General features: G+C 33.2%; 21 protein-coding genes. 12 read left to right on the forward strand and 9 right to left on the reverse strand.

Annotation, left to right across the window (positions count from 1 at the left end; all coding sequences use genetic code 11):
* Nucleotides 1-111: 111 nt before the first annotated feature.
* The 3 genes from EG359_RS10195 to EG359_RS10205 form a co-directional block, all read right to left on the reverse strand.
* Entirely contained in the window at nt 112-1,782 is a 1,671-nt protein-coding gene (locus tag EG359_RS10195) for a hypothetical protein (protein ID WP_076357619.1), read from the reverse strand.
* The gene (locus tag EG359_RS10200) at nt 1,779-2,423 is read right to left on the reverse strand and encodes a hypothetical protein (protein WP_076357621.1); all 645 of its coding nucleotides are present in this window, start codon (nt 2,421-2,423) and stop codon (nt 1,779-1,781) included. Before EG359_RS10200 ends, EG359_RS10195 begins: the two co-directional genes overlap by 4 nt.
* 68 nt (nt 2,424-2,491) lie before the next feature.
* On the reverse strand, nt 2,492-3,025 hold the full coding sequence (locus tag EG359_RS10205; RefSeq protein WP_123867341.1) for a hypothetical protein: 534 nt from the start codon (nt 3,023-3,025) through the stop codon (nt 2,492-2,494).
* Between the two features lie 200 nt (nt 3,026-3,225).
* On the opposite strand from EG359_RS10205, the gene EG359_RS10210 reads away from it, so the two are divergent.
* From EG359_RS10210 to EG359_RS10220, 3 genes are all read left to right on the forward strand, one after another.
* Nucleotides 3,226-3,630: a helix-turn-helix domain-containing protein gene (locus tag EG359_RS10210; protein WP_076357625.1), complete on the forward strand. Its 405-nt coding sequence runs from the start codon at nt 3,226-3,228 to the stop codon at nt 3,628-3,630.
* Nucleotides 3,631-3,845: 215 nt separating this feature from the next.
* A complete protein-coding gene (locus EG359_RS10215) occupies nt 3,846-5,753 on the forward strand; it encodes an ATP-dependent nuclease (RefSeq protein ID WP_076357627.1) in 1,908 nt (635 codons plus the stop codon).
* The gene (locus tag EG359_RS10220) at nt 5,734-7,737 is read left to right on the forward strand and encodes a UvrD-helicase domain-containing protein (protein ID WP_084180559.1); all 2,004 of its coding nucleotides are present in this window, start codon (nt 5,734-5,736) and stop codon (nt 7,735-7,737) included. The genes EG359_RS10215 and EG359_RS10220 overlap by 20 nt, the downstream gene beginning before the upstream one ends.
* A gap of 263 nt (nt 7,738-8,000) precedes the next feature.
* Here EG359_RS10220 and EG359_RS10225 read toward each other — a convergent pair whose 3' ends face one another.
* The 6 genes from EG359_RS10225 to EG359_RS10250 form a co-directional block, all read right to left on the reverse strand.
* A complete protein-coding gene (locus EG359_RS10225; RefSeq protein WP_123867343.1) occupies nt 8,001-8,963 on the reverse strand; it encodes a hypothetical protein in 963 nt (320 codons plus the stop codon).
* A 312-nt stretch (nt 8,964-9,275) separates the two neighbouring features.
* Nucleotides 9,276-10,202 (reverse strand): HNH endonuclease, encoded by a 927-nt coding sequence (locus EG359_RS10230; protein ID WP_076357631.1) that lies wholly within the window; start codon nt 10,200-10,202, stop codon nt 9,276-9,278.
* A gap of 17 nt (nt 10,203-10,219) precedes the next feature.
* Complete coding sequence (locus EG359_RS10235; protein WP_076357633.1) at nt 10,220-10,981, reverse strand: hypothetical protein; 762 nt, start codon at nt 10,979-10,981, stop codon at nt 10,220-10,222.
* 39 nt (nt 10,982-11,020) lie between these two features.
* Nucleotides 11,021-11,797: a reverse transcriptase family protein gene (locus EG359_RS10240; protein ID WP_164463058.1), complete on the reverse strand. Its 777-nt coding sequence runs from the start codon at nt 11,795-11,797 to the stop codon at nt 11,021-11,023.
* Nucleotides 11,798-11,822: 25 nt separating this feature from the next.
* The gene (locus EG359_RS10245) at nt 11,823-12,125 is read right to left on the reverse strand and encodes a helix-turn-helix domain-containing protein (RefSeq protein ID WP_076357637.1); all 303 of its coding nucleotides are present in this window, start codon (nt 12,123-12,125) and stop codon (nt 11,823-11,825) included.
* A gap of 36 nt (nt 12,126-12,161) precedes the next feature.
* Nucleotides 12,162-12,398: a hypothetical protein gene (locus EG359_RS10250; RefSeq protein ID WP_076357639.1), complete on the reverse strand. Its 237-nt coding sequence runs from the start codon at nt 12,396-12,398 to the stop codon at nt 12,162-12,164.
* A 1,356-nt stretch (nt 12,399-13,754) separates the two neighbouring features.
* Here EG359_RS10250 and EG359_RS10255 point away from each other — a divergent pair.
* From EG359_RS10255 to EG359_RS10295, 9 genes are all read left to right on the forward strand, one after another.
* Entirely contained in the window at nt 13,755-15,353 is a 1,599-nt protein-coding gene (locus EG359_RS10255; RefSeq protein WP_076357657.1) for a T9SS type A sorting domain-containing protein, read from the forward strand.
* A gap of 5 nt (nt 15,354-15,358) precedes the next feature.
* Nucleotides 15,359-18,529, forward strand: coding sequence for a hypothetical protein (locus EG359_RS10260; protein WP_076357641.1), 3,171 nt, complete (start codon nt 15,359-15,361; stop codon nt 18,527-18,529).
* Nucleotides 18,530-18,538: 9 nt separating this feature from the next.
* Nucleotides 18,539-22,333, forward strand: a complete 3,795-nt coding sequence (locus EG359_RS10265; RefSeq protein ID WP_076357643.1) for a DUF6443 domain-containing protein — start codon at nt 18,539-18,541, stop codon at nt 22,331-22,333.
* Between the two features lie 13 nt (nt 22,334-22,346).
* A complete protein-coding gene (locus EG359_RS10270; RefSeq protein ID WP_076357645.1) occupies nt 22,347-22,766 on the forward strand; it encodes a hypothetical protein in 420 nt (139 codons plus the stop codon).
* 283 nt (nt 22,767-23,049) lie between these two features.
* On the forward strand, nt 23,050-23,679 hold the full coding sequence (locus EG359_RS22745; protein WP_228435142.1) for an immunity protein Imm33 domain-containing protein: 630 nt from the start codon (nt 23,050-23,052) through the stop codon (nt 23,677-23,679).
* A gap of 127 nt (nt 23,680-23,806) precedes the next feature.
* Nucleotides 23,807-24,142 carry a hypothetical protein gene (locus tag EG359_RS10280; RefSeq protein WP_076357647.1) on the forward strand — a complete coding sequence of 112 codons (336 nt, stop codon included), beginning with the start codon at nt 23,807-23,809 and terminating at the stop codon, nt 24,140-24,142.
* Between the two features lie 176 nt (nt 24,143-24,318).
* Nucleotides 24,319-24,507, forward strand: a complete 189-nt coding sequence (locus EG359_RS10285) for a hypothetical protein (protein WP_076357649.1) — start codon at nt 24,319-24,321, stop codon at nt 24,505-24,507.
* A 94-nt stretch (nt 24,508-24,601) separates the two neighbouring features.
* Nucleotides 24,602-24,985, forward strand: a complete 384-nt coding sequence (locus EG359_RS10290) for a DUF2750 domain-containing protein (protein ID WP_076357651.1) — start codon at nt 24,602-24,604, stop codon at nt 24,983-24,985.
* A 149-nt stretch (nt 24,986-25,134) separates the two neighbouring features.
* Complete coding sequence (locus EG359_RS10295) at nt 25,135-25,377, forward strand: hypothetical protein (protein ID WP_076357653.1); 243 nt, start codon at nt 25,135-25,137, stop codon at nt 25,375-25,377.
* Nucleotides 25,378-25,443 lie beyond the last annotated feature (66 nt).

The following is a 25,443-nucleotide window of genomic DNA, read 5'->3' on the forward strand; positions in this document are numbered from 1 at the left end:
GAATTTCCCTAAAAATAATTCAGAGAAATTCCATTTATTCCGTGATATGTATCTCACTGCATCGTTAGGCACAGAAAGTCTTCAATTCGATAAAATTTATTTTCTAAAGGCTTAATTATTTTCTGCAAGTAGTGGATTTTCGGTTTTATCGTATATAAAGTTCATCTTAAAATTATCTAGCAATTTACCATCGATCACAGTTATCTTGAGTTCATTCATCAGCTTTTTTACAATCATTTTCATACAATTTACTTTCTCTTTGTCAACTTTTCCTATGCTGTGATGCACGCTCATATTGTAATCCGTGAAAGAAAATATATTGCTGGAAAATTGCTCAAATAGATAGTTGTATTTATATATATCCTTATCAGCGTAAATACACAATTGCCAAAGCGCTTCGCTGGTCATATAGTTGGGGAGATAAAATGTTTTTACATAGATGTAAGTTCTGCAAAAGGACAAGAGAAATAATGCGAAGATATTATCTACTCCCTGATAATTTTCTTGCTCTCCATCAATTAATTTATAAAACTGTAATGAACTTTGTAATGCACTCTTATAATGGAAATACAGGTCACTGTGCTGTGGTTGATTAGGCATCTCCCAATGCGGTTCGGGATGATTTTGATCTGAGGTAAAGACCAAATTTTTGCCTTGCATAATGAAAACGAAGAAACTTTGATATTGATATAGATTCTTTTGAATCCAATACCGATCGTGACCGACTAATAAAAATTTATATTCTTTTCCAAATATACTCGTCAAAGAATGAGTAATGGCTTTTACTTTTTCGTTATTCACATTTAAGCCAATCAAAAGTAAATAGTAGGTTGTCACTTCTCCATAGGTTGTTTTATGAAAGAAATATATTTGTTCAAGTTGTGTAAAGGTCAGGATTCTGTTAATTGCCTTATCAAGTATTTCATCTGCTGGGTATTCTTCCCTATGAAATTCGTACTGATCAACTTTGTAAATTTTTTCATATTGCTTTTTGATCAAATGTTTCAATTCGTAGAATCGAGCTTCAATAAGTGTAAAAAGCGAATCCTCGATGATTCGTAATGATTCAAACATTCCTGTGTTGTAAATGATATCATCTTCGTCAATCGCTTTCTTTACCTTTGCAAAAAGTTCATTTAAGAAGTATTCTCGCTGATTCTTTTTGACAAAATAGGATTGTAGTTCCGGAGTATAAATCAGCAATTGATTTATCCTTTGATTTAGATCGATGTCACTTTTCCGTTCTCCGCTATATAGTTCCTCTAAGTACTCCAAGTCATATTGGATCAGTTCTTCGAAAGAGGTAAAAACACTGTTATATGAATCCTCCGAAATAAGTCTTTCAATTTTTACCCTACGAATTTCGTGATCGTGATGGAAAGAATCTTCATAGCGGTTGAATTTCTTTCTGTATTTTTTCCAAATCCTATCTTTCAAAATTGATGATCTTGAATCTTTATTTTGATAGATTATTGAAGATCGCTGGCAATGGTACTCTATGAAAGGATGACCTTTTGACAATTGATATTCTAATTTTGAATAATCAATGAAATAAAAGTAAACTTGATACTGATCTCTAAATTCTTTCACCCATCTTTTTGAACGCAATTTCGCTACATCAGCAAATTTATTGAGCTGAACCAAAATGTGTGATCGAGTTGAATGCTTTTCTATCTTAAAGAATACCTGACCGACGGAATAATCCCTAACAATTTGCTCTAGTGTATTTTCAATAAATTCATTGGCGAGGATTGAAAACGGAGATTTATTTGGTGTTTTCATAGCTGAACGTTTTTAGATTCAAAACCACTATCATAGTATATAAAGATAGCTTCAATAAATAAACGAACCAAGGCAAACCACACCATCATATCAATATGTTCATCCATTTCCGGATCGTTGTCAAATCCTATGGTCTGTTTCAAAACAAAATCAGGGTCTTTAATCTTTTCCTGATATTTCTCAAAGTAATCAATTCCAACAATTGATAATATCAGAATAAACAATTCATTGATACATTTCTCAGAAGTGATCGAATTTAATATATACTTGATGCTGTCAAAATGTTTCAACTCATCATTTTCGGATCTTCTCAGATTATCTTTATCCTTGGCAAAGTAAAAATGAATGAGCAGTAATATGCAGGACATCAATCCTGCCGTCTTGATATCCTGCCTGCTCGCATCTTTGATCTCAATCTTTCCTGATAGCAATTTCCCCAATTCGTATTTTTGAATCAAATCTGGATAGCTATCGAGCAGTTCTGTGAGTCTGGGATTATTCAGTTGGTCACGCAGGCGGAATAAACCTAATTCAAGATCTTCTCCTTGAGAATTCTGAACCAGAATATTTAATGCGATCTTAGCTTGTTCTTTTGTATGTACAAGCTGTTTTTCTTTACTAAAGGATGTGTTATTTTTCATATCAATAATTTTATCTTTAGTAAAGTTGAAAAAGGGGTAAGAGATATTCTATTCAGGTAAGGGATATTTTATTCACGATTCTTATTTACTTTATTCTTGATTTTTTTAATACCTCTTTCGTTAATTATCTGTGCTGCATCTAACATCTTAACTAAGTGGATATGTGGAGTGATGAGGTCATAATCAAATTGTTCCTTATAAGGAGATAGCGATACGTGAACAATTTCGTTAAGAAAAAATTCGTACTCTTCTATAGTCTTATATTCAAATGCTTTATCAAATACTAGAAATGGATTTTGATATTCTTCTTTGTTTAAAGATCCCTGACTTATGATCTGCCATTCTTTGGGAGCTTTTTTTACTTCCCATCTTTTAGCTTTGAAGTTTAGCAGATACGCACCCCTTATAAATGATCTGACAGCATTATGAAAATCAAAAAGATCTCCTGGACGTTCTTTATTACAGACCTCAGCTTTATTTACATACAACATAATATCGCTGAGTGTATTTTTATAAATATCTATAGTACAATAATTAAAGAACGCATTGATCAGCTTAAATGGATCTACAATTTCATCGATAGCCCAGAAAGTGGTTTCCATCGATATTTTTATTTTTTTCATAACAATAGGATTAAAATTGATAGTCTAATTTCTAAGATTAGCTGTGAATAATCTATACTTATGGGGAATAAAATATCCGATTAAATGGATATTTTACAGGATAATTTTTTAACTTTACAATTCAGACGAATTAACAGAAATGGCTTTATCTTTAGGCCTTTAAAATTTTGATAACCGCTATGGAACAGAAAATACATCAGGGAAGAAACGTGAAGCGCTTTAGAGAAATGCTTGGTATAAAACAGGAGGCTTTAGCTTTTGACTTGGGCGAAGACTGGAATCAAAAGAAAATTTCTTTGTTGGAACAGAAAGATATAATCGAAGATGATTTATTGAAAGCAATTTCTACCGCACTAAAAATTCCTGTGGAAGCTTTTCAGAACTTTGATGAGGAACTTGCTGTCAATGTTATTGCTAATACGTTCGGGGATCATAGTATTGGATTTCAAAGAAATGACAATCCAACGTTTCATCCAGTTGAGCAAATTTTAAAAATACACGAAGAAAAGATTGCCTTGTATGAAAGAATGTTAAAGGAGAAAGAGGAAATGATGGAAAGACTAGAAAAATTAATCAGTAAATAAAATATAAGTAATTCAAGATAATTACTTTTTCATAAGAAAGGCTCAACTTGATGTTGACCTTTTTTTTGTGAAGTGATTGTAGTATTAAATATTTTTAAAAAAATAATCAAAAAAATATTAATTGAAACCTAGTAATTTATTAATTACTAAGTTTTCAGCTAGTAAGTATTAAGTTTTTATTATATTAGATTAACTAATAAATCTATAGAAACCTAATGTACTTACATAATATTAAACTGTGGAATTTTAGAAAATTTGGAACAGATGGAAGCTTTATTTTAGATAGCCCTAATTTAGATTTAAACTTTACAAAGGGCTTAAATGTTTTGATTGGAGAAAATGATTCTGGCAAAACAGCAATTATAGATGCAATTAAACTAGCTTTGAAAACACACGCCTCTGAGTGGATTAAACCCGAAAGAGAAGACTTTTATAAAAATTCTAAACGATTTAGAATAGAGTTAGTATTCAAGGATATAACTATTGAAGAAGCTAAAAACTTTACCGAATGGCTTTCTTGGGAAGGTGAAGGAGAGAATTCTGAGCCAATACTTATTATGTATTACGAATCAACAAAGATCAACGATAAAATTGTAACATTTGATCTTAAAGCAGGATTGTCTGAAGAAGGGTATATATTAAATTCAGATGCTAAAGAATTTCTAAAAGCTACATATCTCAAACCTTTACGAGATGCGAAATCAGAATTAATTCCAAAAAAGGCATCTCGATTATCACAAATTTTTGAAAAACACGAAGCGTTTAAAAATAAAGAAAACGATCATCTTTTGATAGATATTTTCAAAAATTTTAATTCAAGTATTGCCTCATATTTTAAAGGTTTAGAGAGTGACGAGACAACAGTTTTGAGTGACTTAAATGGCAAAGAACTTAAAGACGAAATAGATAAATACTTAAAATCTTTTTATGATAATTCTAAAGAGACAGATATAAAAGTTTCAGAAGCAAAGCTTAGAAATATTTTAGAAAAACTAGAATTATTAGTAAAAGATGAAATTAATGTAGGGCTAGGCACATTAAATAGACTTTTTATGTCATCCGAATTGGTTCATCTTAACAAAAGAGATTGGGACGGCATTCGCTTGGGACTTGTGGAAGAATTGGAAGCGCATTTGCATCCGCAAGCTCAGATGCAAATCATAGAATCATTACAAAAACATACCGACATTCAATTGATTTTAACGACTCATAGCCCTAATTTAGCATCAAAGGTAAAGTTGGAAAATTTAATTATTTGTACAAAGAACTACGCATTTCCTTTAGGAGAAGATTACACAAAATTGAAAAGAACCGACTATCCATTCTTAGAAAGATTTTTGGATGTAACAAAGTCAAATCTTTTCTTTGCTAAAGGGTTAATTTTTGTAGAAGGCATTTCAGAAGAAATTATTATCCCAGCTTTAGCAGATAAGCTTTTTGAATTAAGAGAAATAAGTAATAGCCTTACCTCTTCTTCTGTATCAATAGTACCTATAGGAAACACTGCATTCTTAAGATATTCCAAAATTTTCTTAAGAACAAAATTACCACACATAGATATTCCCATTAGTATAGTAAATGATTTGGATTTGCGACCTGTAGAATATGCGTACAAATACAATATCACTGAAGATAAACTGCTCGCAAAAAATATTATAACGAAATATAATCCGTCCGATTTTATAATACAAAAGAAATCCACCATAGAATCGCAATCGATCAAAGCATTCATTAGTAATTTCTGGACTTTAGAATATTGTATTGCAATGCACCCGATATTGAGAAGGATTCTTTTTAAGGCAATCGTTCAATGTCTAGAGGAAATAAGAGCTGATAACTATTCTGGAGAAAATGAAAGTAAAAAAGGAATAAAAGATATTTCTCTGCTTAATTTCGAAAGAAGATGGGATGATTTTATTGCAAACAAAAGTGATGAGCAGATCGCTTTTGATATTATGTATTATTTTATAATCGATAAAAAAGAAATTTCTAAATCTATGATTGCTATGTATTTCGCACAATTTTTAAAAACTGACGTTATTATCCGTGAAGACATTTTAGTGCGAGATAATCCTATTCAATATTTAGTAGATGCAATAAAATATGCTACAAGGAATGATTAATATTTCAGACAGTGACATAAAATATGCCGAAAGTATTTTACTCCCGGCGGGGAAAACTTTCGATGTACAGAGAGTTGATTTCATAAAAAATCTTGAAACATTAGATTTACTAGCCGTTCCGGGCAGTGGTAAAACAACAGTGCTTTTGGCTAAACTACTAATTTTAGAAACAAAACTACCCTTAGAAAGTAATAGAGGTATTTTAATTCTTTCGCATACGAATACTGCAATTGATGAAATAAGAGAGAGAATTGGTAAACATTGTCCTAAATTATTTTCGTATCCAAATTTCATTGGAACAATCCAAAGTTTTGTAGATCAATTTTTAGCGATTCCCTACTATCAAATCAAATACAAAAGAAAAATTTTAAGAATTGATAATGAGATTTATAACGAGACCGTGGAGAGGAATCTAAAATTAAATTTATCAAATTATACTGTACAACAGGGTAAAAATGCTAAATCTTTTCTTCGTGCAAATACTGGATTGCTGTATAAATACAGACTACTATTTGATAGTGGTTCATTAAAAATATTAAGTGGCTTAAACAAATCGCCTATTACAATAGCAAAACCAAAAAGGGGAAAGAATCGGCAGGATTTTACTCAAGAAGAAAAAAATAAAGTCGCACAGTGGATGATTTCTTTTAAAACAAAGATTCTAGCGCAAGGTATATTACATTTTGATGATGCATATCTATTAGCCGAAATATATTTACATAGATATCCTAAAATTAAAAATATAATACAGCATCGCTTTAAATTTGTCTTTATCGATGAAATGCAAGATGTAGATTTACATCAATATAATCTTCTTGAAAAAATATTTTATGATTCCGACAACAGTTTGTCAAAGTATCAGAGAATTGGAGACAAAAATCAGGCTATATACACAAATGAAGTAGCATTGGAAGAAATTTGGTCTCTCAGAAATAATGGTAGAATTAAAAATATTAATGGAAGCCAACGACTTTCTCCTAAAATAGCAGAGCTTGTAAACTGTTTTGCATTAAGCAGAGAAGGGAATTTTAGTTTAGAAGGACATAATGATTCTTGTAATTTAAAACCACATATTATTATTTTTACGTTAGAAAATATTCAACAAGTAATCCCTAAATTTTCTGAACTAATACAAACCTATATAACTTCGGGCGAAATTCTCGTTAATTCAAAAAACAAATATAAAGTTATAGGGTGGACAAAGGAAAAGCCTACTGAAGGAAATAGGCTGGCTATTAAACATTATTTTGAAAATTTATCGAATGAAAATGCAAAACAAAAGATAGACTACGAAAATTTAGATTCTTACTTGGTTTTATTCAATCGCGAAAAGAAAACTTTAGAACCTATCCGGAAAAGCATATTAAATGCCCTTATTAAAATCTTAAGACTAGAAGGGTTGTATATGTCTAAAAGCGAAATGCTAAGAAATTTAGAAATTTCACATTATAATGAATATATCTCCTTGAAAAGAAATTTATATACATGGAGTATAAATATTATAAGAAAAAAAGATGACGAAACCTACATGTCATTAAAAACCTATATACCTACGTTTTTATCCTGTTTTGGAAAATCAATTCAGGCTTCTAACGATTTTATTAATAATCAATCTACAATTATTGCTATACAGGATACTGATAATGCTATTGAGCAAATTAGCAACAATAAAATAAATATACACGGATTTGATATAGATATTTCTACGATTCATTCTGTGAAAGGTGAAACACATACCGCGACTTTATATCTCGAAACTTTTTATGGAAATGGAAATCATAATTATGAAAGTGAAAGACTTGCTGATCAATTCAAATTTATTAATTTTGATAAAACACAGAAAAATCACAGACAATCATCTAAAATGGCGTACGTTGGATTTTCTCGACCAACAAATTTATTATGCATTGCTGTAAATAAGCAAAGGTTTGAATTACACCTAAGTGATATTGATCAACAAAAATGGAATATTATTGAGTTATAGACTTAAATCATGATGGAGTATACAAAAGAGAAAAATACATCGCTACTACTTTTCTACCATAATTGATCATCTATAATTTCTAAAGAAAAAAAGAAAAAAAAGAAAGCCAATTCATCATCGTTGCAGATTTTAAAAAGCAAGTTTATAAAGAAAAATACGACCTAAAAGGTGGAGATTTTTCTTTATACCTTTAGGCTTGAACTTGAGTTTAATAATCTGAAACTATTCCTTTGTTTTCTTTTTATTATTTTTACAATCACCAACTACAACCTTCGTTGTTTTTTCTTCTGCAATAATGGAATTTGCTCAGAATTATAGTTGATTTCAGAATTGCCAAAATTTAAGAGAGATAGTATTTGAGAAATACTTTCAGAATCTTTAAAAATTTCTTCAAATGAAGAGAAAGGTATATTGTTATCGTTTGAAACTTGCTTACAAACATCATTAATTTTTGCTATTAACATTTCGTTGGAACCAATAAAAAGCTGAGGTAATTTTGTTTTCTCAAACTGCAATGTTTTGATTAAAGTATCCTTTACAGAGTCTAAATATTTTATTTTTTCACTCGAATAAATATTGCCGTTGGATAGAACGATGGATAATTTATTTTTCAGAATCGAAATTTCTTTTTTAAGATCAAAATTTTTGCTTTGAAGTTCTGTTATCAGTTTATTTTTGAATTCTAACTCCTTTTTGTTTTTGCTAAGTTGGATATTATACGTTTTAAAAGCTTTTTCATAGTTGCCGAGAGTTAGATCGGTTTTAATCTTCTTAAAACCTAAGAAGTCACTTTCTTTTACAATTAAATCTTCAAACTTTTTGGAGCTGAGTTCAGATTTGACAACATTTATCTTCTTATCTAGTGCTAAAAGCTCTTCTTCTTTTTTCTGGATCTTAAATTCTATTGCTTCCAATCTACCTTTTGAGCCTTCAATGCCTCTCTCCATTCCCAAACATTCCGCTGTGATATCCTGCATTTTTGAATAGTGGAAAGATTGATGCTTTAAAGTTTTTCCTGTTTGCAAATCTTGCCAATCCGCAACAAGATGAGCGTGATAATTGGGTTTCCATTCTTTTGTTTCTTTGTCATAATGGCCCTCATCTTTATGGATAGCAATCTGAAAAATTCTGATTTGTAATTCTTCTTCAAGTTGTTTTGAAAGCTGATGCAAATCCTGCATTGTTGTATCTTCTTTAATCACTACAACCGCTTCACGAATAGGCATTGCATTCTTTTGTAATTTTCTTCCTGACTTTTCTTTACAATATGATTCAATCTTATGTAGTCTCTCTGAAATTTTTTCTTCTGACCAATACTTGTTTTTGGAACTTAAATCCTTTCTAATATAATCGAACGTTTTCTTTCTGAAACTGTGGGCTTCAGAATCGGATTTAGCAGCTTTAAAGTTGATTGAAGTCTTCATCTTGTGAGATGTAATAATCTACAAAATGAATAATTAAAATTTATCAAAAAAAAAGTTTGAACGAAAAGAATACTTTGACAGTCAAAGGCATTTAAAAAGTATTATAGTCATAAATTATTCTACCCTTTCTTTTTTATCGTAATACATAACAATTTCATCTGTAATAGATACTTTAGCTGTTTCAGCTAAGTTCATTTGGAATATTTCAATATTTGTGATTTGATTAATATCGTCATACAAGAAAGATGGAAATAATTCTAGTACTAATCCATTTTCTTTGTTATGAGTATCATCATTATTTTTGCTTATAGGAAGAAACAGCTGAATTACTATGTTAGCAAATTGAATAACAAGAGTATATTCTGGAATCTCATTTTTAGCTATTAGAACATTTTTAGCTCGATATAAAAATGCTTTTGGCTGTTTGAAATAGATAGTTTTTAACATATACCTGTATACTGTAAAAAACTGAATCCCATTTAAAATTGGATTCTCCGAATTAATGAGTTCTAGGTAATGTTTGTTTTCTAAAATATCATTCTCCTTTAAAAGTGATATTCCTACTTTGAATAAAACCTTATAAACAGAATATGGTGAAAATTTTCTTGTTCGAAACCTAACTGTCAACTTATTTTGTTCTCCATGATACTCAAAGTCATTTAAGTTAGTACTAAAGTTAAAATATCTTTGATTTCCCTCAGCCTTTAATTTTGTTGATGATTCATCTTTTTTCTTACTAGATTGAAAAGTTGGAATACCTTTTTTGGTTTTTAACCCTAGTAAACTTAAATAATGCTGTATCATTGTTGCAGCATCATTTTCATATTTTTGAAACTTCTTATTACAATCATCACATTCAAAATTTGAGGTAACCTTGTTTTTTCCAAAAAGTTCGGGAATGATATGAGGAATAGAATTAAATTTTGATTGATCTGTTTGATTACAAAATCTACATATTTTATTTTGTAAATTTTTATCGAATTTTTCTACAGCATTTTCTGTAGAGCTATATAATTCATAATAATCTAAAAAATTTTTCACAATAAATATTTTAGATGTTAAGATTCATATATGCCATTTTCAAAATCTTCCTTACTACGAAAGTCTAAAGGAAACGGGCTGTAAGTTGGATATTTATTTAATGTTATATTAAATTCATCTAAAAAAATATCATCGTAATTTTTAAAAGTTGTGATTTCACTTGCTTCATAAATTCTTTCAGAATTATTAATACTTAAAATAATTCCAAAAGGCGGAAATGTAAATTCACATATTTCCCCATGAATATTTGTCATACTCCAGTTTCCATTTTTAAGTTGTCCTTCTTCATTCAAATATAAATAAAAACGATACTTTTCTGGAAGGTGTGAAGAATTCTTATCCTTTACAAAATTTAATAATTCAGGATAAGATTGTGCAAACCATGCTTCATTATTACAAATAAAAATAGAAACAACCTGCTTTAAAAAATATTTTAAATTAACCTCTTCTTTTTTAAATTTAAAGCTAATTGATTTAAACTCTCCGCTATTTTTAATGATAGAGAAACAAATTTTTGCAAAATTGACATAATCGTTAACATAACTAAACCCGAGATAATTATTACATTCTTCACACAAACAATAATCACCTAATCCTCCTTGATTTATTTTAGCTTTAATTTTTCTTGATTTATTATATTTTTGAAAATTTTCATAATAATCAGAACTGTTAATCCTATAAAATCTAGTATTTCTATTAAAAGCTGAGCGTGGAGGAAAATGTTCGTATGTCAATTCCTTTTCGTTCAAGCATAATTTACAAATTCCCTTTACTGCCATAATAAATTTTCAAATTAAAAAAGTTTAACAATTTATATTTTAACTCTTTCCATAAGTAATAACCCTTTGATAATATCTTTCTAATCCTTGTTTTTGTAAGTCAGATAACCCTTCAAGATTATTTAATTTTTCTCGAAAGTCGTCTTTAACGTTTAGCGTATTCTGTCCTACTTTTACTCCTGTAATATCAGCTTTTCCTTTCGTAAAAAAAGTTTTACTGTGATTTACAAAAAAACCATTTTTAATAATAATATCTCTTAGTTCAATTGACAACTCTTTAAAATCAGTTGATGATGAGAATGTCATATCATCTACATAAACAGTGAAAGTTATTTCTTTTTTATCACAAATAGGCATAATTTCTTTTACGGTATTCCATAATGCTAAATAAGCAATATGGGTACTGTTAGCTCCGCCTTGTATCAGTCCTCCCTTATAAGTTGTTAGTTTTGTTAATACACTAGCAACATCAGCTGAAAATCCATAATTTACAAATGCATTGTAAACCATTTTATTATTAATATGAGGATAAAAATTTTTTAAATCTGTACAAAACTTGTATGGTTTGCCTTTATGAAAATAAGCATTCAAGATATTGTCTTTACTTTTCAGCCCACCAATAAAAGGAGGAGAAGGAAATTCAATTTTTGTCAAAATATTTTTCAAAATAAGTTTGTGAACTTTTTTGAGCAACCCAACAGCTTCTGTAATTTCTCTCCGTTTAATCCTTCCATCAGGCTTCTTTTGTTTTTTGATAAAAACGTTATAGTATTGTTGTGGATTTTGAGCTAAAGCCTTCAAATCCTTTTCTGACATTTTTAAATAATATTCTGATAATTGTTTAAGACTTTGGATCATCTATATATATTTGTGCTATAAGACCTTTTAATGAGGGCTCTAATATTTTAAATATATCTTTCTTTTGTTCTGGAACATCATTTTCATCCAAACTTAAAAAAAACAATATTGGCAAAGGAATTTCCAATTGCTCAGCAATTGTTTTAAGCAAGGATAAATTAGGTTCTTTCTGATTATTTTCGATAAGAGAAAGATATGTTTGTGAGACTTTGCATAATTCTGCAAATTCTCCTTGTTTTATACCTTTCTGTTTTCGGAAATCTTTTATTACTTGACCTATATTCATAAGTATAATTTGAAAATTAAGATAGAGATGTTGGATTTAGAATAAATTTTCAATACCACATAAATGGAGCACATCAATTATTACTCTAATTATTGCTATTGAATCGTTTTTGTCAATTATGGTTTTATCAAGTTTCCTTAATTCTACCAGATTTTCTTCGATTAAACGAATATCATCATCCATGAGCAATTCACGGTTCTTTTCAAGAACTGTTTCAAGACTATTGATAACAGCTTCTACACGAGTTGTACGACTGAAAAATGTTTTTTTCATAACTTATTTTTTTTATTGTTATTAAAATTTTAATGCAATGCTTAGCTTTACATCGCCTGCTTCAATCAATGTATATTAGCAAATGCATACTCGTAAGTTGCTGTCATCTCTATCAGATTCCTGCTTCCATAAATAAAAATTAATTTAAAATAAACTCATCTAAAAATTAAAATGGAAAGCATGTAAAAACATCTATTGTTAATCTCCTAATACTTCTATTGTAAAATTTGAAATTCCAAAATACCAATCATAAATTGATCTATTGATTCCTAATTACTTAAAAGAATTGCTAATTGGAAAAAGTAATCATCCATTGAAATTGTCATTGGAAAAAACTTAAATGTTGCATGTAAGTCCCAGAGGGTTGTCTCTCAGGGAGTAATGTTGCATGAACAATATGTGTCGCTTAAAAATACCTTTCGGCTGTGAAACTTAATTCACTTCAATTCATACATTTGCTAATATACCTCGTGTAATTCAAAGAACTTCTATTGCAAATATAAAACTTATTTTTTAACTCTCAATTAAAAAAAATAAATATTTTTAACATACTGGTTATAAAAAATTTCTTAATTGATCATTGTAACTGAGAATTATCCAACCATTTGTTAATGGACTTTAGATTTGAGGTATATTTAATATTTTATATTCTAGAACAAATTTCAGAAAGAAATTAATCAAATCATTATACAATTGCCTCGCAGAGCGAAGTAGCAACTTTGTTAGGACGTTAGGACTTTCAAAGTTGCGAATGAGCTCCTAACTTCTCGCCTAGTTATTAATTGACTTAGAAGATATAAATATCCTTTTATTGTATCTAAACATTAAAACATATCTTCCTGTTCTCATAACAATTAGTTTCTAGATATTATTTTATAAACAAAAGTAAATTGTTCAAGGATTCAATTACTCATAAAATTATGTAAATATGTTTTTACATAACATTAAGAATATTGCTGGATATTTTAACAGCTTAAGTAATGACATATACCACTTTATTTAAAAACAACATGAAACAGCTAAAAAAATGATTGGTAATAGTTTTAAAAAACCACATTTAAAGAGTTTGTGATGTTTTGTTTTATGACTTAGTCATTAGATGACTCATTTTATGAATTGTTTATTAAAATAAGATTTGTTAATCTCATCTTTATAATTGGGTTACTTGTTAGTAAATAGAATTGCTATAGTATGCAAAAAATAAACTACAAAGTAGAAATACCTTACCCGTGCACAAAATTTATAAAAGTCCTCATAAAAAAATCATTCAATCTACAATATCATCTAAAATATAGGGTTTTCCCCATGGTGAGGTATATCAGTAATTTTTAAATTCACACAAAATTTCAAATGCCTATGAAAAAAAATTATTTGGCTGCATTGTTTATATGTAGCGCCTTGGGATTATCTGCCCAGGAAGTGTTATGGCAAAAGGACATCAAATCCTCCACCCAGGACTTTCTAAGCCAGGTAACCACTACCATCGATCAGCAATACCTTATCACAGGAAGTTCCATTCAGGCCGACAAATTACAGCAAGGCAACAAGCAGAATAACGGCTACGACTTTCACGTCATCAAACTCAATCAGCAGGGAGAACAGGCCTGGGAGAAATACTTTTCAGGACAAAATCATGATTACCTTTCAGCCACCGTAACCACACAAGATGGCGGATTCCTGTTGACAGGAACTACTTATTCAGGAAAAGGACTGGATAAAAAAGACGATTCCAGGGGAGGCTCAGACGTATGGCTGATCAGAATCAATGAATTTGGGGATGAATTATGGCAGAAAACCCTTGGAGGTTCCTCCGATGAAGAAGCCAGAGCCGTTATCCAGACTACAGATCTCGGATTCATCGTGGCCGGAAACGTACAAAACTCCCCCAAAGGCTATGGTTCCAAGGATGTCTGGATTACCAGACTCGACAAGAACGGAAAAGAACTATCCCAACTGATTCTGGGCGGAAGAGGCCTTGACGAAGTTGAAAAGATGATCCCCACCAAGGATGGAGGCGCCTTACTGGGAGTCTATTCCCGAAGCTCAGCCGTACCCACTCAATCAAACCCTATCCAGGACAATAAAAATACATCTGATACCCGACAACTGACAGCTGTACACAAACAAAGCGAGAACTTCGGCGAGGGCGACTACTGGATCATCAAGCTCGACAAAACCGGAAAAGTAGAGTGGGAGAAGAACCTTGGCGGTAAGGGAGATGACCATATCAGAACCCTGTCATTAACCTCAAACGGCTACCTCATTGGTGGAGAATCCAGATCCGAAAGATCAGGAAACAAAACCGTTGGGGTTGAAGAGGGAACAGATCTTTGGCTGGTTTCCTTGAATGAACGTGGAGATGAGCAGTGGCAAAAATCCTACACCTTTGGAAACAGGGATCTATTAATGGGCATGAATGCCATTCAGAGCCAGGATGTAACCAAGGGAATCTTGCTGGGGGGCTATACCCAGGCTGAGGGAAGAATAGAGAAAGATGATGAGACATTCTGGATGCTGTATCTGGATGGAAACGGAAATGAGCAGTGGCGAAAACATGTAAAGGGAGAATCCAGAAAACGGGAGGAAAGACTTTCAGATTTGAGACTAAACCGTGATGGTTCCATAATTCTGGCAGGAACCAGTGCCGAAGAATTAGGCAAGGAGAACTGGAAGATTGTAAAACTGGGAGACAGGCAGGTTAATGACCTGATTGAGAAATACGACATCAAGATCTATCCAAACCCTGTATCCGATTATGCCTATGTAGAAATTGGCTTTGACTTCAAGGACGCTGATATTCTATTGTATGACATGAGCGGAAGACAGCTCCAGAACCTGAAAACCAGGAACAGAGTAACCAAGATCAATACCCAGGCCTTGGTTCAGGGAGCGTATCTGGTGACCATAAAAACTGATAATAATAAAACAGCGAATGCAAAGCTGATTAAGAAATAAACACGATGAAAAGAAAGATCATAACTTTAGGGACTATTTTATTACTAAATTTAGTTGTCCAGGCACAGAGCAACAAAATAATTCCTTCCGTCATTACTCCCAATATTGATGCCAATGCCTTGGGTGTTTTTGATAAACAATCGGTGAACCTGTCTACCGGAACTCCCAATATAGAGGTCCTTTTCCATACGATCAAGGTGGGAGACCTTGAACTGCCTATCAAGCTGCAGTATGATGCCTCGGGAATTAAAGTAGGGCAAATGGCGACCTCTGTGGGGCTGGGTTGGTCCATCAATAACTCAGGAATATTAACCCAGGAAGTAAGAGATAAGATAGATGGACAATCCACCAATATTATTCAGCAGTACGTCAATACACCTACCATTGATGGAAGAAATGCCATTTTATATAATTATCAGCATCTTAATCAGCCCTATACAGGGACTGATCTTGAAACAGATATTTATAATATTAACTATTTTGGGAATACCATCCCTTTTTTTTACAACTACAACGACAATACCTACATTCCCCAACAAAAAGACAATACCAGAATTGTTAAGGAGAATAATAAATGGACTGTCTCTCTTAGTGATGGCACGGAGTTCAACTTCAATAACATGTACTCCCGGAAGTCTGTGAATTCCATTACAATCCCAAAATCTCCAAATGCAAGTCCTGGCAGTCTGGAGACATCTCCTGAGCTGAATGACTCCTGGTATCTTACCGATATTGTCAGCAGGGGGCAGTCTGCCAAGCTTGAATATGTTAGCTCTTCCAATCGCTATGACTCAAAGGGAACTGAGAACTATAAAGTCGTTTCAATATTGAAAAATGTTGAAAATGTTAAGATGATTAGTTCCATTACCACCCCGTATGAAAAGGTAGTCTTTGACTATAGTCCCGAAAGAGAGGATATGAACGGGGATAATGGGAAAGCTGACCTGCTTAAATTCATCAAGGTATATGACAACTATGGAAAGCTTGTCAAGCAGTTTCAGCTGTACTACGATTATTATAATGAAACAGAGCCCTTGCCGAATTATGCAGCAACGTCAGTGGTTTACAATTATAAAAGCAAAAGACTGAGGCTAAGAGAGGTCAAGAGGCTGGATATCCCAACCGGTACCTATCAGAATCATTATGGTTTTACCTATAATTCTGATATATTACCCAATAGATTCTCCCCCAAGCAGGATCTTTGGGGATACTATAATGGCAAGCCCAATATTGAATATATGTTCCTGGGAGATTCATCCTGGGGTGGCAGTGGAACTCCTGCGAATCTGAATGTTGATCCTGCTTACAGTGGTCTTGGCCAGATTAGTACGGTAACCTATCCTACAGGGGGGTACTCACAGTATACCTTTGAGAGTAACGAATCTGCAAAACCAGCCAATTATGACCAGATGATTCCTGAGGCCGAGGAATTTACTCCCAGGGCAGTAAATATCGCAAGGATGAAGGTTCACTACAAAGGACATGGAAAGTTTGAAGTTCCGTTTACGGTAGATTCAGAGATCATCGGTAATGTAATTGATGCCCAGGTAAGAATTACCAATTGCCCCGGTTCATATTATTCAACAACCTGCCCCTACAAAGTGATGATTGATGGAATGTGGGTCAATCCTGGAGTAAGTAAGGATTTGGTTGCCAGTAGTTTTAACCTGGGTGTTGGTCCCCACAAACTTCAGGCGAGTTCCAGTGTTACAGAGGACTTTGATGACATGGAGTTTCCTTATCACTTTTCAGCAGGGATACAATGGAAACAGCGTAAAACGGCTGCTGAAATGAGGGATACCCCCATACTTATAGGGGGGAGAAGGGTGCAGCAGATTATCACTAATGCCGGTAATCAGTATCATACCCAAAAATTTATTTATAAACTTGATGATAATAAGACCACCTCAGGAAGTATCATTACGACTCCTTATGTAGCCATGAAGGATGGTAGTGGGAAGGTTATCTATTCAATAGGTACCAATCCGCTTTCCAAGCTTAGGGGACAAAATTTGGTGTACAGAAGAGTGGAAAAATTGGAATACGGTTCTGGGTCAGGCCTTTCCAATGGAAAAACGGTACAATACTTTAACAAGCCTATTGGAGGAGCGAGTTTTAACAGATATCCATTCCCCCCACCTGATGACAGAAGCCATACAAGTGGGCAGCTCACCTGGGAGGAGCATTTTAAGTATGATTATATTACAGATAGGTTCACGAAAGTAGAGGATGTTAATTACTTGTATTCCTATCCTGATAAATGTATGAATGAGATCCCTACCAATGACTGTATCACAACATTAAGGGGATTATCCTACAGTGATATTGTCGGTATCATCAATACGAATGCGACGATCTATGATGATATTGACTGGGGTCTTTATTCCCTGGAGGCATCGCCCTATAAGCTGCTTAGGAAGATCTCAACCAAATACCTTGACAATGGTGGATTAATTACCAAGGAGGAGCTTGATTATACCTCCTCCATGCACAACAACCTTACTAAAAGTGTCACCACCTTTCCGGATAAGACCATTCAGGAGACAAGCTACCAGTATGCCCATGAGCAGAACAATACCGATATGATTGCTGCCAATATGGTAGGTATTCCGCTTCAGACCGAAGTTAAGGAAAACGGAAAGGTAACTTCCAAGGCCGGTACAGTTTACACCAAGAATGCCCAGACCAGTAATCTGGTACTTCCTGTATTAGAGCAAAAATTTGATTCAGACAATACAGCTTCTGCACAAAATGTAATAAGCTATGACCAGTATGATGCCAATGGAAATATCCTGCAATATACTACAAAGGGAAGTATTCCCACTGCCATTATTTGGGGCTACAAGAATACCCTGCCCATTGCCAGGATAGAGGGAACAACCTATCAACAAGCTTTTGCAATGGCTGCTGATATTATTGCGAAGTCAAACGAGGATGTGGATGCAGATAAGGAAAAGGCACTCATGAATGCGCTGGATACCTATAGAAACCAGTCTGTCTTTAAGAACCATAGTATTACTACCTACACCTATGACCCACAGGTTGGGGTAACAAGTATCACGCCTCCCTCAGGAATCAGGGAATTTTATAGGTATGATTCCATGAACAGGCTACAATCTGTGGTGGATGCCAACAATAATATCTTAAAGGAATCTAATTACAATTATAAACACTAAGCACAGATCATGAAAAAATACTTGCATTCATTAATGATGTTACTGTCTGTTGCTACGTTCCTGCAAGCACAGAACCTGACAAAGACAGAAAATTATGTATATAGCAGAACTTATCTGGAACCCGTTACGGTTTCCAACAGTGAGGCAAAACAGGCACAGACTGTTACCTATATCGATGGATTGGGGCGTGCCAAGCAGAGTATTTCCATTAAGGCTACTCCGGCAGGAAAAGATATAGTTAAGCCCATAGAATATGATGGATATGGCAGGCAGACCATAAACATGCTGCCATTACCTCAGCAAGGGACCAATAATGGAGGAATTTATAGTACTCCGGATATGACCGGAGCTATGTCTGTATATGGCAACGCCTCCAATTACTATGCAGAGAAGAAACTGGAATATTCACCACTAAACAGGGTTCTGGAAGCATCCTCTCCAGGTGATCCATGGAAGATGGAAACAGGAAAGACCGTGAAATATACCTATCAGACCAATGGTGATACGGAGGTGAAAAGATTTGTGGTTAGTACTGCCTGGACTACTGTTTCCAATATTGCAGTAGGTATACCTGCTCCAAGTATTCCGGCAAGTGGTACAGACCCATCCTCTACAGGAGGTTACTACCTGAAAGGTACATTGTACAAAACCATTATAACTGATGAGGATGGAAATACAGCAACTAAGTTCATTAACGGTAAGGGGCAAACCATTCTGGTTCGAAAAAATGATGGAACGCAAAACATTGATACCTACTATGTATACGATGAATATGGGCAGCAAACATTTGTGATTCCACCATCGGCAGTAAAATTAATAGAGGCAGCAGGTGGGACCATTTCATCCTCGGTACTGAATGACCTTTGTTACCAATACCGTTATGACAACCAGAACAGAATGGTTGAAAAGAAGTTTCCGGGAAGAGACTGGGAATTTATGGTGTACGACAAGCAGGACAGAATCGTATTAATACAGGACGGAAACCTGAGAACTCTCAACAATAACTTTGGAGCTAAGGGCTGGATTTTCACCAAGTATGACAATTTTGGAAGAACTGTATATACAGGCTTCTTTGCCAATACTGCTACAAGGCCTGTAATGCAGAATTCCCTAAATAGTATGGCTTCCAATGCAGGGAATAATGAAGAATCTAGTACCACTCCGATTGTTCAGGACGGCATGAATGTCTACTATACGAAGAAAGCATTTCCTACAGGGAGTATGACGATCCTCAGTGTAAATTATTATGACGAATATCCTCAGGATACTCCATCAAAAACAGGTCTCATTCTGGGGCAAGAGCTACTTACATCTGTGTCAATTCCCCTAACGATAAATGGTGTAATGACAACCCGTAGTACAAAGGGTCTGCCTACTGCCAGCTATATAAGAAACATCAGCGATACCAACTGGACAAGGGACTATTTTTGGTATGATCGTAGTGGTAGGGAAATTGGAACCCATTCCATTAATCACTTGGGAGGCTATACCATCACTGAAACTGAACTGGATTTTACAGGTGCACCAAAGCAGATCACTACAACTCATAAAAGAAAAAGTAGTGATATTGGGATAAAGGTGAAGGAACGTTTTGAATATGATAGTGCCAACCGACTTGTAAAGCACTGGCATAAGGTAGATGACAGAGCTGAACAACTGCTTACGGAAAATACCTACAATGAACTTTCCCAGTTGATAAATAAGAAAGTAGGCAACAATCTGCAGAGTATAGATTATACCTATAATATCAGAGGCTGGCTGACGGACATCAATAAAAGTGATATGTCTGCACCTAACCTCAATGGGAAATTGTTCTCCTACAGAATTAAATACAACCAAAAGGATGGAACCACCAATCCAGACCAGGTACTATTTCCCGGAAAGGATGTAAAATCGAAGTATAATGGCAACATTACGGAGGTTGATTGGAGGGCGGTGGAATCTATCGGAGCTAATCCTCCTCTGGAACCCAAGAGATATGGCTATGCCTATGATGCATTGAACAGGCTAACTGCCGGGTATTACCAAAATCCAAATAATCCATGGAGCAAGGAACATACCGAGGTAATGGACTATGATATCAATGGGAATATTTCCAATATGTATAGAACTTCTGTGGTTGAAAACAGTACAACGGCTACGGTTATTGATAGACTTGCCTATGGCTACGCAGGAAACAAGGTTATCAATATCAATGACCTTTCCACGAACCCATCAGGGTATGAGGGTGGCGGAAATACCATTACCTATGATGCGAATGGAAATATGGAAAATCTATTGGATAAAAGGATAACTTCCATAAAGTACAATTTCCTTAACCTGCCTGAAAGGATTGAAATTTCCAATCTACAGGGTGGTGGCATTGGATTTAAATATACTGCTGATGGAACAAAGCTCCAAAAGACAAACTCCATCATGGAGTGTGGCATTAAGGACTGCTACACAGTCAGTACGGTTTCAGACTATCTGGACGGATTTCAGTATGTCAGCAGTACAACCACAGGAGGTGGTAGTGGTAGCATTGAATCACTGGCTGTTAGCAGGGAGATGTCCAGAGCTATGGAAATGCAGGCCTACACTATCGGAGGAATTGGACCAATAGAACCAGGTATTGATCCTCCGATTGGAGGCGGAGAGTTTGTTTTAAAGGATGCTGATCTTTCTTTTTTTCCTACTTCAGAGGGATACTATGATTATAAAAAAGATCAGTATATTTACCAGTACAAGGATCTCTATGGAAACGTAAGGGTAAGCTTTGGCAGAAACAGCGCAGACGTTCTGGAAATTGTAGATGCCAATGATTATTATCCGTTTGGTATGAATCACCTGAAGACAGGAAATGCATTCTATGGGAAACGTGGCTCTGGTTATAAGAACTACAAGTTTTTGGGTAAGGAATTACAGGAAACTGGTTTTTATGACTTGGGAGCCAGATTCTACATGCCTGAGCTGGGAATATTTGCACAACATGATCCATTAAGCGCAGCAACGCTGGACCCTTATGGCTATGCCTACAATAACCCAATGTTCTTTTCAGATCCTACGGGATTGTATGGAGCTCAGATAAATAAAAAGGGGGAGCTGCCAGCAACTTCTCCGGGAGGAGCTGACAACCCTTTAGATGTTGGAGAGGTAGTGATAAATGCACCAATTAGGGCAATGGCTAGTAACCCTGGTTCTGTGTTGCCATCAAACTGCCAACTATGTTATAGTGGACGTGGAATGCAAGTAAATATTACACTGTCCCCGCCGAGGGTAAAACCTCTGCCTCCGAATTGGAATTGTGGACATTGTAATGATGGACCAATAATGTATGTAGGTGGAGCAGGTGATCCTTGGGGAATTTGGGAGTTATTGGGAATTATAGCATCAACATCAGAAGAACCAAGCCTGAAATTGGCTGCATTGCCACTTTTGATGGTAACAAAAAATTCTGATGATGCATTAAAACTTTTAGCTGCAGAAAAAGGTGCTATTTTTGGATCTAGCACCTCCAATAATTATAAGGCTAATTTTTTTAAAGCAAATCCTAAATTAAAAGGAACTGTTGTGGTACATCATGCTGTTGAACAACAAGTTTTAAAAAGATATCCAGGAATTGTCACCGAAAGTGAAATGCATAGTTTAGACAATTTAAGAGGAATTCCAAAAACAATAAATAGTGATGTACACTTAAGTCAAATAAGAAAAATTTGGAATAAGTTTTATAAAGAAACACCCAATCCTACAAAACAAGACCTTTTAGATCAAGCAACTTTAGTAGACAAAAAATTTGGTTCACAATTCACTCCAAAAGTAGAATAAAATTAATAAAAATATGTATAAACTTATTGAACCTGAGGTCGCAGGTGGTTTAGGAAAACACACACAAATTGATAATTCATTCTTTCCTCCTATTATTAAAAAGCTTCATTATGAATTTGATGGTTGGTTAGGAGATGATATTCTTGAATCATTTCCTTGTTATATTATGACAGAATTCTTAAAGAAAGCAATAGAATCTGAACACCTCACAGGAATTATTTTTGATGAAGTAATAATATCAAAATCTGAAATTTTTTTGGAGCTTTATCCAGATAAGGAGCTTCCTTTCTTCTTTTGGGCAAAAATTAATGGAGAAGATAATAAAGATGATTTTTATATAACTAAAAAAAATGGATTAGCAATATCAGAACGTGCTTATTTATTATTGCAAAAATATAATATATCTCAAGCCGATATTGAAGATTTAGAGTAATGTTTCAGAAAAGGTAGTAATAAAATATAGAGTTAAAAATCAACTTTATATTTTTAAGTCCAAATAGATTATTTCAAATAAATACTTTTAAGAAATTAATTATGGTATTTTTTTCGCAAACAGAATTACAATTTTTACTTTTAGTATAATGAAAACGAAGTTGATTATTGAGATTCATATGATATTAACTATTCAAACCTTTATTTAATTTCGGAAACATTCAACGGTTTCCGAGGAAATCTTCAATAAAAGAGAAAGTGAGATGAAAGAATAAAATATATTTATGAATAGTAAAGAAATTGCAATAAATATAAATGATAGTATTTATGTTGAGACAAAGGGGCTAACTTCTCTAATAGAAAAAGAAGTTAGGGTTATTATTGGTAGTAATAATATAGAAGACTATATAGATGTTATTAAATATATTGTTGAATATGTTGTTGAAAATAAGCCTGTTGTTTCCGAAAATCAAAATATCGAATATTATTCTTGGCTACTACAGTTTCGCTCAAATGAGCCGAGCTATTATGATATTTATGAGGTAGACCCTGATGGAAGTGAATTTCATAAAGGCTGTGATACTGCAATTTCAATTATCAGGAATCAATCAGAAATATGTTCACATTATGGATTATCGATAATATTTCCAAACTTTAATCAGATGGTTGTTATTTCTCAAGGGGTATATGAGGGAAAAGATATAGAGGGAATAAGATATGAATCGCCTGAACATATGTCCGGATGGTGGTTAATTACTGATGATTATAATGATAATATAGAATCATTAATGACAGTTCATTATCATCATATTGCATTTTCCCGCCCTGATATTTTGAAATATTTGGCTCTACCATTTGGGTATAGATTTTTAATTGAAAATGATGAGGTGGAAATATCCAAAGATGATGAGTAGGATTCAAAATGAAATGATAGCAGTTTCTTAAGCATAAATATTAGAGTGTTGAAAATTCAACACTCTAATATTATAGTTTTATCTTATATTTTAAATAAGGATTACCAAGAAGTATAATTAAATTACCATGAGACCAGAAGAATTAGTGAAAATTCTCAATAGAGAAACAATTGATGGAAATTTAGAGTTGTATAAAGACTTACTAGATACAACAACCGAAGCCCAAGATCCTGTATGGAAAGGAATTCTACCAATTTATATTAATTTTTCAAAAGAAGAGAAAGATACATTCTTGAAATTTTTAAAGCTTGTTGAAATAAATACATTATCCCATGTTTTGGGGATATTAGATGGATCTACATATGCCGATGGGATAGATGAAGAGTTTATTCTAACAACTGAAAATAGTGAAGAGAAAATTAATGATGATTTACAAAGCTTGTTTTTAGAGCTTATTGAATAGCAATAAAGGTCTTTATCATGAAGAATACTATGTACTTTTCGTGTATTTTGATATTTACCTAAGGCCACAATTTTGTGGCCTTAATTTTCATTTGTTCATTATAAATGAAAAATTATTATTGATTAAGTAAAGACAACAGTGAGCAAATTAAAAAAGCCTGGCATATGAATTATAACATGAAACTTTTAGAATTAGTAAGCTATTTTAGAAATGGTGGTTCTTATGAAGAATTTTGTCAATCTAATTTTTTTGATTTTTATTATTTCCCAGACACTATTGAAGAAGCTAATAACGAGGAAAATCAGGCCCTAAATGATGAGGAATTAACCAGACTTCTCTTTAATTATGCAATAAATGGTGCTTAAGAGAGAAATAGTTAAAAGAAATAGAAAGAAACATAATTGATAATGGAGGGAGAAAGAAAAAGAAAGACCTCTTCAATAAATAAGCCTAAACAAAATGAATCAAAAAGAAATTGAAAACGTAATATCTCTAGAACCGATTGAAAGATATAATTATTTTATAAAGAAAGTAGCCGATTGGGAAATATTTTACACATTACTCAATGAAAGTGGGGAGTATGCATTATCAGAACTTAAAGATAAAAAGTTATTTCCCATGTGGAGTGCGAGGGAATTTGCTGAACTATGCAAAGTCTCAGGATGGGAAACATATACAGTTAAAGAACTAAAGCTTGATGATTTAGAAAATGAAATTATTGATTTTATAGCCGATCAAAACTGTTTAATTAATGTGTTTCCAATATATAACAGAACTGGCTTTGTAGTAAGTCTAATAGAGTTTTCAAAAGATTTAAGTGAAGAACTCAAAAATTATAGCTAAAATGTGCGGAATTACTTTAGTAGAAATATATATTAAGGGTAAGCTTTGAAATTTACAGCATAGGCATTCTGTAAATTAATCCCAAATACAACTTATCTTCAATTAAAAGGGATTATTGTAAATCATGGACTTTCTTTAAACCTAAAAATATGCAAGAGTTATTTGTTAAAAAATTTTGGAAAGAAGAAAATATATGGTTTTATATACATTTTCAAAATGAAGAAGCAATAAGACAAATTGAGATTAGCCCAAAAGAGAGAATACTTTTAACATTAGAAAGCTCTCAACAAGGTGAGTCTATTTTATATGATCAATGTCTTAAAGAACTCGATGTGGAAAATTCAGATTTTATTACAAAAGAAGAATTTGATAAAACGTGGAATAATAGCTAATATAAAACCCCCATATAATATGAGCTTTACATTATTCGGTAGTGTTTTACTAACTGTTTAAAGAGT

This window comes from Chryseobacterium joostei, from assembly GCF_003815775.1.
Classification (GTDB): domain Bacteria; phylum Bacteroidota; class Bacteroidia; order Flavobacteriales; family Weeksellaceae; genus Chryseobacterium; species Chryseobacterium joostei.